Genomic DNA, 12,584 nt, shown 5'->3' with positions numbered 1-12,584 from the left:
TTCAGGCCACCTTCCGTGCGGCTGTGAGGTCCCGCCATGCCCAACCCAGTGTTCGCCGGGCCATCACGGACAGGGCGTGCTTGCGGTAGTCGGCAGTGCCACGTACGTCGTCGATGGGACTTGCTGCCGCACTGACCAATCGGCCGAACTCCTCCGACACCCGAGGATCGAGAGCACCGTCCCACTCGAGTTCGGCCGCGAGGTAGTTCTCGGCATCGTAAGCCCGGCGCGGCGTCGGCGCAGCGGAGCCGAGACCGGTACCGACGCGACCCTCCTGTGGAAACAGTGCGATCGAGAACGAGCAGACGGCGATGACCATGGCATTGCGGGTGCCGATCTTCGAGAAGTACTGCGGCCCTGCTGCCGGTGCCACGTGGAAGGCGCGAATGAGTTCGTCGGGCAGGCAGGAATTACGTTTGACGCCGAGGTAGAACTCGGTCGCGGGAATCATGCGCACGCCGCGCTCGGCCGATTCGACCTCGACGGTTGCGCCCGCCGCAAGCAGGGGTGCGTGCAGATCACCGGCGGGGGACGCGCCACCGAGGTTGCCGCCGACGGTGCCGCGGTTGCGGATCTGCGGCGAGCCGACCGTGCGGGACGCCTGGGCAATGCCGGGAAGCTTGTCTCCCAGCTCGGCGATGATCCGTACGTACGGAACACCGGCTCCCACCCGCAGAGTGCCGTCGGGAAGCTGCTCCCAATCGGTCAGCTCGGTGATCGGGTTCAGGTCCAGCAATCCCCCCGGACGATGCAGATCGAAGTTCATCTCGACCATGACGTCGGTGCCGCCCTGGATGGGCACCACGTCGACGTCGTCGGCCTTCGCGGCCAACGCGTCGCCCCAGGTCTGTGGTCGCAGGAAATCCATGTTCGGTGCTCCGCTCGCTGTCCATATTTCGTGTTCACCCAGTACAGCCGCCGCGTGCGATGCGAACGAGAGACAGGAACGACGAAGTATGACGCCGATCACAGTGTAGGTTTTGGAGGATCCTACGAAGAGGAGGTCGATTCACCGTGCGGCTGCGTGATCTGGCTGATCTTCCCGATCTGGAACTGCAGCCGATCGTCACCCCCGAGCACTTCGATCCGACGATCAGATGGGTCGTGACCACCGACATGCTCGATCCGAGCCGCTATCTCAGCGGCGGCGAGCTGGTGCTGACCGGTCTGATGTGGCGGACGGGCCCCGAGGACTCGATGACGTTCGTGCGGGCGGTGTCCAAGGCCGGCATCGCAGCGCTCGCGGCATCCGACGACGGCGTGGTACCCGACGATCTGGTGGACGCCTGCCTCGAGCACGGGCTACCGCTCTTTCGTGTTCCGGCCGACATCGCTTTCGCCACGGTCACCGAGAGTGTCGTCCGACAACTGTCGACGGCGAGAGCATCGGACCTGAGTCTCGTGCTCGACCGGCATCGACGCCTCGTGGCGAGCGCAGGCCCGGGCGGCGGACTGGGCCCGCTGCTGGAGATGGTCAGTTCCGATCTGGGCATGAACTGCTGGGTGGTCACTGCGTCGGGACGGGTACTCGCCGGATCCGACAACCCGCCGGACACCGAGGCCGTGGCGCAGGAATTCATGACATCGGTGCGGCTGCCGCGGTACTGCCGAGAGCAGCGAGTGTCGGTGTTCGCCGTCGATGGAGAGTCCGCACCGCGGGTCGTGGATTGGTTCGTGGCATTCGAAAGCGATTGGCAGACATGGGATGCACCGAGGCTGTCTCTGGCCGGGCAGCTGGCGTCGATCGTGGCCGTGGAGCGCGGTCGCGTCGACGACCGTATCTCGGGGTCGGGAATTCTGGCCCAGGAGTTCGTGCGCGCGATCATCGGGGGCGCGACGCCCGCCGACGTCCTCGCCCAGATGGACGTCATCGGACTCGATACCGAAACACGCTACGCTGCAGTGGCTGTGGCCACATCCGGCGAGCCGTTGCGGCTCGGTGAGCTACGTCCGTTGCTGCGAGAAGTGCTGGCGCCGTTGGAGATCACGGTCGGGATCGTCGACGGCGAGGCCATCGCGTTGGTGGAGGCGCGAACCGACCGAACCGATTCCGTTCGGCGAGCCGTCCGCACGCTGGCGCCGGGACTGATCGGTAGCGGCACCTCGATCGGTGTCAGCGCACCGACCGCGCCCGCCGACATCCGAAGTGCGATAGAGGAAGCGCGCTACGCCCGCCGGCTCGCCGAGCGCCGTGGCTCGGACTGCAGCGTCGTCGGTCACGACGAATTGGCAACGCTGACAATACTTCTCGCCAACGTTCCGGGTGACGTGCGACGCATGTTCACCTCGCGGCTGCTGACTCCCCTGGTGGACTACGACGACCTGCACAACAGCGATCTCGTCGAGACACTGTCGGTGTACCTCGACACCAACGGTGCCTGGACGCGTTGCGCCGAACAGCTGCACATGCACGTCAATTCCGTCCGATATCGCATCCAGCGCATCGAGGAACTCACCGGTCGTGATCTGTCGCGACTGGAGGATAGAATCGAGTTCTACTTGGCACTTCGGCTCAGATGACCAGTGTGGGCGGGAGCGGAGCCTGCGGAACGACGCATAGACTGGGGTCATGGCTCTCATTGCATTGTTGGATCTGACGTTCAAGCCCGAGTCCGTCGCCGAGGCCCGTTCGTTGTTGCGGACGGTACTCGCCGATACTCGCGCATTCGAGGGCTGCCTCGGAGTCGAGGTGTGGGTCGACGAGGAGAACGAGGCGCACGTGATTGCCTACGAGACGTGGGAGTCGGTCGAGGCCGATGCGAAGTACCGCGAGTTCCGCGCGGGTCCGGGCAAGATCGTCGAATTGCCGCCGCTGCTCGCCGCAGCGCCGTCGTTGACCAAGTTCACCGTCGATTCGTCGATCTGATCCCGGAAGGTTCGGTCACGTCGCCACTCGTCGGTGGGAGTGCGCGGACGCCGGTTCCGGTCGGCCGGTGAGGAAGCCCTGGACCATCTCGGCCCCGAGTTCGTTCGCCACCTGCAGTTCCCCTTCGGTCTCGACGCCTTCCAGGATGACGGCGGCGTCGATCTTCCGGGCCAAGTCGATGATCGCGGCCGCGGCCGCTCGCCGCAGGGGATCACGGTCGATTCCGTGGACCAGCGCGTAGTCCACTTTGAGGATGTCCGGGCGCAGTTCGATCACGTGACGTAGACCGGCGAATCCGGCACCGACGTCGTCGATGGAAATCTGCACTCCCGCAGCGCGGAGGGTGTCGATGGCTCGGGTGACCGCGAGGTAGTCGTCGACACGCTCGTGCTCGGTGATCTCGAGATAGAACGTCCGCGACGCCAGGTGCGGACGTAGTCGATCGAGCAGGTTCGTCGTCCGGATGGTGTCGGCCGATGCGTTGAGCGAGACGAACGATCCCGGCGGCAGCTCGTGCATCGCGTCGAGCGCCCTGTCGAGTGCGGCTCGTTCGAGGCGGGGGCCGATGCCGGCCTCGGTGGCGTCGCGGTACCACGACAGCGGAGATCCGGCACCGAAGGGAAAGCGCGAGAGCGCCTCGAAGCCGACTACGGATCCGGTGACGGTCTCGCAGATGGGCTGAAAGAAGATATCGGGGCCGCCGGATGCGATGAGTTCGTCGATCCTGATCCGCGTCTGCTCGTGCGAGTTCGTTTCGGGAAGACGATCGGACGACACCGCGTTCCCGGAGGTTCGCGACTTGAATCGGTACATCTCTATGTCGGCCAGTGCGATCAATCGTCTGACAAGGACGTGAATGCTGGTCTCCGAATCGAGTGCTTCGACCGCGGATCCGAGGCTGGTGGTGAACCGAGGTCCGTCGAACGTCTCCTCCAGGGCGGCTCGAATCCTGTTGTCCGACTGGATGATCTCCTCGCGAGTTCCGGCTCGGACAACCACGAACTCGTCGCCGCCCAATCGTGCGACCGCCGACCGATCGCCCACGGCCTCGGACAGGCGTCGGGCGACCTCGATCAGGACGGCGTCGCCCGAGGGGTGCCCGAATCTGTCGTTGATCTGCTTGAAACGGTCGATGTCGAGGACCGTCACCCCCACGGCGTCGCCTGCCTCGGAAGGCGAGACGCCGAGGGTGTCCACGGTGTCCAGCAGACCGCGGCGATTCCACAGGCCGGTCAACGGGTCGCGCAGCGCCCGTGCGGCCTTGAGTCGGAGCTGCCCGATGTAGGCCTTGATCATGAAGGGGGCGGCGTACAGGGAACCGATGGTGACGATGCGGGACGCAGCCGACCATGGATCGGCACCATCGACGACGGCCAGGACACCGAGCGTCAGCAGAGTGACGGTCGCGACGGCGAGGTGCAGCATCATCATCCGGTAGGAACTTCCGACGACGATGAAGGCGGCGACGATCGCGAACATCGCGCAACCCGGCATCGCGTCGAAGTGGGTCCGAAAGGCGAACAGAACCGAGACGATGCCGACATCGGCGTACAGGATGTAGGCCATGGCCAGGCGTGGGGATGTCCAGGGACGGAGGTACCAGGCGATGGCCACGGGCACCGTGGTGGCCGACGCGAGGAGAACCGCGATCGAGGCCGAACCGGAGAACTGCCCCGCCGGGATCATCAGCACCCCGGCCAGTCCGAACGTCAGCGTCATTCCGCTGATGAAAAGACGAACCCAACGCTCCTCGGCGGTGGGGATGAACTCTCCCAGATCGGAAATCGCAACGCCCTCCGTCGAATAAGGCCCCCCACCTGCATGAACGCTAGCACTCGCGGTGTTCACGCACCCCGAATCGGACCAATCAGACCATGTCTCGCTTGGTGAGCCACCGCAAGGTCGGCCACCCGAGAAACACCGGCAACCAGCAGGTCAGGACGCGATAGAGCAGGACCGACGGGACGGCGATGGAGGCGGGAACGCCGAAGGCCGCGAGACCGCCGATGAGCGCTGCCTCCACGGCACCCACACCGCCCGGCGTCGGCGCTGCGGAAGCCAGAGTCCCGCCGATCATGGTGACGACCGTGACCGTGACGAACGTGGTGCCGCCGCCGAAGGCCTCGATGCTCGCCCACAAGGCGAGCGCGGCACCCAACGTCGTCGCCGCGCAGCCGAGGATGATGATCGAGAAGCGTTTGGGGTCGCGGGCGAGTTCGCCCAGTTCACCGAGGACCTCTTTGATCTGCGGTCGGACGGCCACTTTCAGCCAGCGGCGCAGCTTGGGTACGAACATGAACGTACCGACGACACCGAAGGCCGCACCCGCGAGGAGATACAGCACGGTGTTGCCCGGCACCATGTTCGAGAGCCCGGACGACGTGCCTGCGACGACGCTGAAGAAGATCAGCAGGCTCACGTGCGTGATCACCTGGACGGACTGCTGCAACGCCACGGCAGCCGTCGCGCGGACCGTACCCAGCCCGCCCTTCTGCAGGAACCGAACACTCAGGGCCAGTCCGCCGACACCCGCGGGAGTCGTGGTTGCCGCGAACGTGTTGGCGACCTGCATCACCGTCAGATTCCAGAAGCTGACCTTGCCCAGTGCGCACGCCCACAACGCGGCTCCGGCACCGACGTACGTCAGTGCCGACACCGACAGACCGAGCAGAGCCCACCACCAGTTGGCCGAACCGAGTTCGGTGACGAACGCGGGAACCGCACTGATGAACGGATATGCGACGTAGACCAATCCGATCAACAACACGAGCGAGATGATCTGGTTGCGGCTGAATCGGGTGACCTGTTCGGCCTCGATCTTGGCGGTGCCGGTCTGTTCGAGGACCTCGAGCCGAACCGCCTTCATCGTCTTGTCGGCGTCGAGCACCGATTGGCGAATACGAGGCGGGATGGCGGACTTGGTCAATCGACCCGAGGCCGCGATCACGGTGTCGAAGCCGAGTACGTCGACGGCGGTGGCGACGGCGCGCCGAGAGCCGAACAGGTCTGCCGTGGTGAGCAACAACTGCGCGACGTCGGACTGCATCTGGGAATCCGACGCACCCAGTTCGGCGTGGCCGAAACCGCAGAAGAGGGCCTTACCGTCGTGGATCCTCAGCTCGCCACGGTGCAGGTCGCCGTGGGAGATCTGATTCTCGTGCAGGGTGTTCAGGGCCGACCACAGAGCGCCCAGGGTGGCGTCGTCGTGCTCGGCCTCGACCGGATCACCGATGGGCAGACTGTGCGCGTACAGGGTCCATCCTCTGTCGAGCGCTGCCACCGCCAACGGGTGACTGCCTGCCGCTCCCAACCCCTTGATGGCCAGACCCATCAGGGCGCGATGCTCGACTGCCCGACGCATCGACGCGTGCAAGGGCGCAGTCTCGCTGCCGCGCAGCGTGATCCACCGCCAGGACTGGCGCAGGGCACCGCCGCTGCGCTGATTCTGCCCGTACAACTCGACCACCACATCGGCGTCGGGAGTGTGCGCGTTCAACACCAACGGGCCGGGGCCGGCCGGACGGACGACAGTGAAGCTGCGAACGGTGACACCGCGGCTGTGGAACAGACGAACCGCCGCGTCGAGCGGAACCTCCAGCGCCGGTGTGCCGACGAGCAACACGATGACGGCTCCGACGAGCCAGCCGACCGCGAGTCCGAGCATCGAGCGAGCCGGAACCACGGTGGAGACGACCAGGTGGATCGGTACGAACGCGAGCAACAGCGTCCACCATGCCCGACGCCACTTCGCGGGGAGACCGGGGCCGGAGACCGTCAGCGCCGCAGCCAACATCGCGATCCAGCGCGAATCGTCGAGGAACTGCGCGAGGAACGTGTCGAGCCGCTCGGGAACGTCGAGGTCCCAGGTGGGAGTGGAGATCCCGGTTCCGGTGATCGACAGCGCCAGCGCGGCCAGCAGCGCCGCGGCCGCGTAGCCGGCGAGCAGTTTCCATTTGCGGCCCGCGATCAGTCCGATCAGGACGCCGAACGGAAGCGCGAGAATGGCGACTCCGTAGACGATGTAGACCGCATTGGATTGGTCGGGGCTGAGCACACCGACGATGTTCGACACCGATTGCTCGAGCGCATCCCACTGATTTCTGGTGATCAGCGAACCGGCGATCACCACGCCCAGCAGAGCCGAGGCCGACACGACCCGAATGATGTCGCTGGTTCTTCGCACCAGCGGCTGAAGCAGGCTTCCCGCTACGGGAATGTCCCGCCCATCCACACGCATGGGGTCAACCTACCGTGCGGTACGCCTGCGGAGTTCGTTGCGGACGGTTGGCCATTCGGATTCGATGATCGAGAACACGACGGTGTCACGCAACGAACCGTCGGACATGCGTTGATGATTGCGCAGAATCCCGTCCTGCTTGGCACCCAGTTTCGCGATCGCCGTCCGCGATTGCAGGTTCATCCAGTGGGTACGAAATTCGACGGCGATGCATCCCAGTTCCTCGAACGCATGCGTCAACAGCAGCAGTTTGCTCGCGGGATTGGTGCCGGTTCCGTGCGCGGAGCGGGCATTCCAGGTGTATCCGATTTCGACGCGACGGTTGGTGGCGTCGGCGTTGCAGAATGTCGTCGCTCCGATGATCTGCCCGGTGTCGTTGCGGCGCAGTGTGAACGGAAGCATCGTGCCCGCGTCGAGCAGCCCGAGTCGACGGTCGATCTCGGCCGCCATCTCCTCGGGCTTCGGGACGCTGGTGTACCAGAGGTTCCACAGCTCGCCGTCGCGCGCGGCGTCGCACAGACCTTCGAGGTGATCGTGGCTCAGCGGCTCGAGGGTCACGAGATCGTCAGTGAGGGTCACCGGCTGCAGAAAGGACATTCGCCGACGATACGTCGGATCTGCCCGTCCGGGAAAGCGCGATGATCAGTGCTGCCGTGACGGCAACGGCCACCACGACGAGGGCGATCACTTCGGTGAAGGCATGGGCGTAGGCATCGGCGAACCCTTGCCGGCCGGCCGCCGCTGCCTCGGCGTCGGCGTCGTCGGGCACTCGGTCCCGGACGAAGATCGCCAGCAGCCAGGCGTAGCCGGCGACCATCACGGCCTCGCCACCGATGCGGAAGAGATTGAGCACTCCTGCTGCGGTGCCGCTGCTGTGCGGCGGAACTGCCGCGAGCGCTTCGCCGTCGACCAGACCGATCGGCAGCCCGAAACCGAGCCCCAACACGATCATCGGGACCACGACGGCGGCCAGCGACAGGCCGGGTTGCAGGGCCAACATGCCGAGATTCCCGAGAACCAGGAAGCCGAGGCTCGTCAGGATCACACGGTCGGGGGTGACGGCCTCGAAGACGACGATGGACCTGGCGACCGCCAGCGGGGCGATCAGCACCGGAATCGTCATCGCCAGCATGAACAGTCCGGCTCGTCCGGGAGTCAGGGACGCGACGGCACCGAGCGCGGTGGGCAAGTAGGTGAGCAGGGTGACGAATCCGATGGCTCCGGCGACCGGGACCAGGCACAGCGCGAGGAAGCGGCGGTTTCGCAGCAGGCCGAAATCCGGCAGTTTCGATGGTGTGGATGTGCTTCGCACGGCAGGAAGAGCCAGCGTCCCGACGGCCGCGACGAGCAGAACGAGGGCCTGAGCTGCGAACACTCCTCGCCAATCGAGCACGGCGATCAGCAGTCCGGAAATGGTCGGCCCGAGGGCCAGCCCCAGTCCGTTCACGGTGCCGAACAGGGCGAACGCGGTTGCTCGTTCGGTCCCCTGGAAATGGAGCGAGAGAATCGACGTCGAGCCCACCAGGACAGCCGCGGCACCCGTGCCGGCGAGGACCCTCGCGGCGTCGAGCAGAAGCAGCGAGGACGCCAGAGCGCTGACCAGGCTGGCGACGGCAGTCAGCACGACGCCGATGCGAAACGACGTGCGGTGTCCGATGCGATCCGAGACCGCACCCCAGACGACGGTGAACAGCGCGAACGCGACGTTGAAGCCGTTGACGACCCACTGGAGCTGCGTCGGGTCGGAGCCGAGATCGGCAGCGATCACCGGGATCGCGATGGCTGTGCCCGAGATGGACATCGGTACGACGAACTGTGCCGCGAGTACGACCGGCAGAACCGCTCTCATGGATCCCCCTGCGCTGACGTAGGTACGATGACTTTCGTACTAGAACAGGTTTGAAGGTACGACGCAAGTCGTACCTAGCGAAAGGTGACGTCGATGGCGGACGAGAACGGGCACCCCGAACCCGACGAGATGCAACTCGGTGCAGTGATGTCTGCACTGGCGGATCCACTGCGCCGGAAGGTGGTCACCGAACTCGTCGGCGACGACGACGGTGCCGAGCGCACCTGCATGTCGTTCGAGCTCGGCGTCACGAAATCGACTCTGACGCATCACTTTCGCGTGCTGCGCGAAGCGGGTCTGGTGTTCCAGGTCGACCGCGGCAACAGTCGCAAGGTGACGCTGCGACGCCAGGAGCTCAACGATCGATTCCCCGGCCTGCTGGATCTGATCGCCAACGAAATCCACTAGCTCGCTGCCCCGAGTGGGCTCTACGGTGGCAATCATGCACATCGCCATGATCGGCACGACTGCCCCCAGTCACATCTACCCATCGCTGGCCGTGATTGCCGAGCTGGTCCGGCGAGGGCATCGCGTCACCTATGCCGTCGGTGACTCTCTGCGGCATGTGGTCGAACCCGCGGGCGTCGAGGTGGTGCCGTTCTCCTCGATACTTCCCGACGGAGAGGGCTCGTGGCCGGACGATCCGGCGGCGGCGATGCAGGTCTTCCTCGACGAGGCCATTGCGTCGTATCCCGTGCTCACCGCGTTCTACGACGACGATCAGCCGGATCTGTTCCTCTACGACATCGGCGGAATGACCGCTCCCGTACTCGGCGTGCGTTACGGCGTGACGGCCGTACAACTCTCGCCGACCTACGTGGCGTGGGACGGATACGTCGCGGATCTCGGTGATGCGATGACCTCTGTTCGGGAGTCGACGACGGGCGTTGCGTATCGCGACACCTACGCATCGTGGTTGCGAGACAACGACATCGACGCCGATCCCTGGGAGTGGATCACCTATCCGACGCACTGCCTGTCACTGATTCCACGAGTGATGCAACCCAACGCGGATCGGGTGGCCGACTCGGTGCAGTTCGTCGGACCGTGCCTCGATCCGGTACGCCTGAACGACCGCAGCTGGACCGCGCCCGAAGGACCGATCCTGTACATCTCCTTCGGTACGGGCTACAACGAGCGACCCGACTTCTACCGACTGTGTATCGAGACCTTCGCCGACACCGACTGGCACGTGGTGATCTCCATCGGCCGACGCGTCGATCCGGCCGCGCTCGGCGAGATTCCTGCCAATGTGGAACTGCACGAACATCTTCCGCAGCTCGCCGTGCTCGATTCGGCCACGGTGTTCGTCACCCACGCCGGGATGGGTGGGTGCACCGAGGCCCTGTGGTTCGGCGTACCGACCGTGGCGGTCCCGCAGGCGGTCGATCAATTCGGCAACGCGGCGATGCTCGCCGAACTCGGCGTCGGCGTACACCTCGAATTCGAGAAGGTGACCTCCGCGAGCCTCGCAGGCGCTGTCGCGGGCGCGCGCGAATTGACCTCGCGCGCAGCCGAGATCAGTGCGGAGGTGCGATCACACGGAGGCGTCGACCAGGCCGCGGATGCGGTAGAGGCCTTCCTCGGCTGACCTCAGTCGAACGCGCTGCCGCTGCCGGGGAACGACGAGGCGGTCTCGACGGTGACCACGGTGGATTCCTGTTGCACCTTGTACGAGGTCCACGGGAGCGGAGTCAAGAATTCGTCGAGCCCGGGGTAGTCGGAGATCCACGCGGTTGTGGTCTCGCCCTCGGTGGACGTACAGGATGCGAGGGCGACATACGAGCCCGCCGGAACATCGGCGATCGTCTGAACCGTCGTGCCCGGCTGAGTGTCCCCGTTGGTGTACAGCGACTGACCGTTCCCGATCACCTCGCCGACCGGAGGCAGTATGCCGTTCGGGGCGGGAGCCAAGGATGTTCCGCAACCGATCACCGTGCCCGATGTGTTGGTGATCGTGTTGGTCACGCTGGTTCCGTCGACAGCGAACGAGAACGTGATGTCTCCGGGTTCGGCGGCAAGGGCCGACGTAGGGGCAGCAAGGGCCAGGGTTGCGCAGGCCGTAGCAATGGTCAAGGTGCGCAATGTCGTTCGCATGAAGGATCCTCGTCGTCGAGTGGCATCGTTCGCATCAGAGTCTGCCTCAAAAGAGACCGTTTGGCACTTTTCGGGCGCAGAGCCGCAGAGGCAAACGGGAAACCTGCGAATCCTCCGTTCGAGAACGACTCGCATTGCCGGATCGCGGTTTGCGTCGGCGATCGGTACCGATGAGATTCGGGCCCAGGAGTGGTCTGTCTCTGCATGAACACATTCACAATCGATGTTCCCGGGGCAACCGTCACCTACGACGTTCATGGAGACCTGTCTGCCGGTTCGGTTCCACTGGTGTTGATCGGGTCGCCGATGGATGCCGGGGGCTTCGCCGCTCTCGCCGCGCAGTTCCAGGATCGAACGGTGGTGACGTACGACCCGCGCAACACCGGTCGAAGCACGCGGGACGATCCCACGTCGGCGGTGACACCGGCGCAGCACGCCGACGATCTCCACGTCCTTCTGCAGAACCTGGGAGTGGGGCCGGTCGATATGTTCGCCTCCAGCGGAGGGGCGGTCAACGCACTTGCCCTGGTCGCGCGCTACCCGAGAGATCTGCGCACGTTGATAGCGCACGAACCGCCTGCGGGAGGAGCACTTCCGGACCACGATGCACTGCACGCGGTGTGTACGAGGATCGTCGCCACCTACGATGCCTCCGGCATCGGACCGGCGATGGCCCAGTTCATCGCACTGGTGATGCACCGAGGAGAACTGGATTCGCAGTACCTCGAGCGCCCTGCGCCCGATCCGTCGGAGTTCGGGTTGCCCACCGAGGACGACGGCCACCGTACCGACCCGCTGATGGCGAACATGCGCGGTGGGGTCGTGAGTTTCGTGCCCGACGTCGACGCTGTGAGGGCCGCGAACACCCGCGTCGTCATCGCGGTCGGTGCGGAATCGAACGAGGAGATCGCTGCTCGCGCCGCCTACGCCGTCGCGGCACTCCTCGGCACCGAAGCGGCGGTGCTTCCTGGCGACCACTCCGCCTTCACGGGTGAGAATCCCGCCGAATTCGCGAGGGCGTTGCGCGAGGTGCTCGCATGAACGCGGTCCGGGAGCGTCTTGTCGTGAGCCGAACGATGGCCGCGAGCCCCGCCGAGATCTTTGCCGTGCTGACCGACCCCAACCGACATCAGGACACCGAACCGGGCGACTGGGTGCGGTCGGCGGTGGATGCCGATCGCATCACGGCAATGGGACAAGTCTTCGCGGTCAACATGTTTCACGAGATTGCGGGTGGCCACTACGTGGTGCACAACCTGGTGATCGCGTACGTGCAGGATCGAACCATCGCGTGGTTGCCGGGAGCGCGGAGGGAGGATGGGTCCGTCGACCATGGCGGGTGGTGGTGGCGCTACGACCTGGCGGCGGTGGCCGAAGGAACGACGGTGACTCTCACCTACGACTGGACCGACACCCCGGAGGCCGTCCGAGCCCATGTCGGTGGACTGCCGGCGGTACCAGCCGAGTTCCTCGAAGCGTCGTTGGCTTCGCTGGAGTCGAGCCTGCGTGAATCGGGTGCAGCCAGCCGCGCCTAG

12 protein-coding genes are annotated in these 12,584 nt (G+C 65.4%); 6 read left to right on the top strand and 6 right to left on the bottom strand.

Features of this window, described 5'->3' with window-relative positions:
* Position 1: 1 nt before the first annotated feature.
* Positions 2-868, bottom strand: coding sequence for a xanthine dehydrogenase family protein subunit M (locus CH296_RS08760; RefSeq protein WP_094684590.1), 867 nt, complete (start codon positions 866-868; stop codon positions 2-4).
* A gap of 146 nt (positions 869-1,014) precedes the next feature.
* Between CH296_RS08760 and CH296_RS08755 the strand changes: the two genes are divergently transcribed.
* Both CH296_RS08755 and CH296_RS08750 read left to right on the top strand, forming a co-directional pair.
* Positions 1,015-2,520 (top strand): PucR family transcriptional regulator, encoded by a 1,506-nt coding sequence (locus CH296_RS08755; RefSeq protein WP_256980385.1) that lies wholly within the window; start codon positions 1,015-1,017, stop codon positions 2,518-2,520.
* Between the two features lie 49 nt (positions 2,521-2,569).
* On the top strand, positions 2,570-2,866 hold the full coding sequence (locus CH296_RS08750) for a putative quinol monooxygenase (protein ID WP_032396844.1): 297 nt from the start codon (positions 2,570-2,572) through the stop codon (positions 2,864-2,866).
* A gap of 15 nt (positions 2,867-2,881) precedes the next feature.
* On the opposite strand, the gene CH296_RS08745 is transcribed toward CH296_RS08750, so the two are convergent.
* The 4 genes from CH296_RS08745 to CH296_RS08730 form a co-directional block, all read right to left on the bottom strand.
* The gene (locus tag CH296_RS08745) at positions 2,882-4,585 is read right to left on the bottom strand and encodes an EAL domain-containing protein (protein WP_032396843.1); all 1,704 of its coding nucleotides are present in this window, start codon (positions 4,583-4,585) and stop codon (positions 2,882-2,884) included.
* Positions 4,586-4,733: 148 nt separating this feature from the next.
* Positions 4,734-7,103, bottom strand: a complete 2,370-nt coding sequence (locus tag CH296_RS08740) for a lysylphosphatidylglycerol synthase transmembrane domain-containing protein (protein WP_032396842.1) — start codon at positions 7,101-7,103, stop codon at positions 4,734-4,736.
* A 9-nt stretch (positions 7,104-7,112) separates the two neighbouring features.
* Positions 7,113-7,700: a GNAT family N-acetyltransferase gene (locus CH296_RS08735; protein ID WP_032397303.1), complete on the bottom strand. Its 588-nt coding sequence runs from the start codon at positions 7,698-7,700 to the stop codon at positions 7,113-7,115.
* A complete protein-coding gene (locus tag CH296_RS08730) occupies positions 7,669-8,952 on the bottom strand; it encodes an MFS transporter (RefSeq protein ID WP_094684520.1) in 1,284 nt (427 codons plus the stop codon). Before CH296_RS08730 ends, CH296_RS08735 begins: the two co-directional genes overlap by 32 nt.
* A gap of 93 nt (positions 8,953-9,045) precedes the next feature.
* Between CH296_RS08730 and CH296_RS08725 the strand changes: the two genes are divergently transcribed.
* Both CH296_RS08725 and CH296_RS08720 read left to right on the top strand, forming a co-directional pair.
* Entirely contained in the window at positions 9,046-9,360 is a 315-nt protein-coding gene (locus CH296_RS08725) for a helix-turn-helix transcriptional regulator (protein ID WP_032396840.1), read from the top strand.
* A gap of 34 nt (positions 9,361-9,394) precedes the next feature.
* On the top strand, positions 9,395-10,543 hold the full coding sequence (locus CH296_RS08720) for a macrolide family glycosyltransferase (RefSeq protein ID WP_094684589.1): 1,149 nt from the start codon (positions 9,395-9,397) through the stop codon (positions 10,541-10,543).
* 2 nt (positions 10,544-10,545) lie between these two features.
* On the opposite strand, the gene CH296_RS08715 is transcribed toward CH296_RS08720, so the two are convergent.
* Positions 10,546-11,049, bottom strand: a complete 504-nt coding sequence (locus CH296_RS08715) for a hypothetical protein (protein ID WP_032396839.1) — start codon at positions 11,047-11,049, stop codon at positions 10,546-10,548.
* A 204-nt stretch (positions 11,050-11,253) separates the two neighbouring features.
* Here CH296_RS08715 and CH296_RS08710 point away from each other — a divergent pair, with 204 nt between their 5' ends.
* Together CH296_RS08710 and CH296_RS08705 are read left to right on the top strand one after the other, a co-directional pair.
* Entirely contained in the window at positions 11,254-12,090 is an 837-nt protein-coding gene (locus tag CH296_RS08710; RefSeq protein WP_094684519.1) for an alpha/beta fold hydrolase, read from the top strand.
* Complete coding sequence (locus CH296_RS08705; RefSeq protein WP_094684518.1) at positions 12,087-12,584, top strand: ATPase; 498 nt, start codon at positions 12,087-12,089, stop codon at positions 12,582-12,584. Before CH296_RS08710 ends, CH296_RS08705 begins: the two co-directional genes overlap by 4 nt.

Source organism: Rhodococcus sp. 14-2496-1d (genome assembly GCF_002259365.1).
Classification (GTDB): Bacteria; Actinomycetota; Actinomycetes; order Mycobacteriales; family Mycobacteriaceae; genus Rhodococcoides.
The sequence above is the reverse complement of the archived record's forward strand: the minus strand, read 5'-3'. Positions and strand labels throughout refer to the sequence as shown.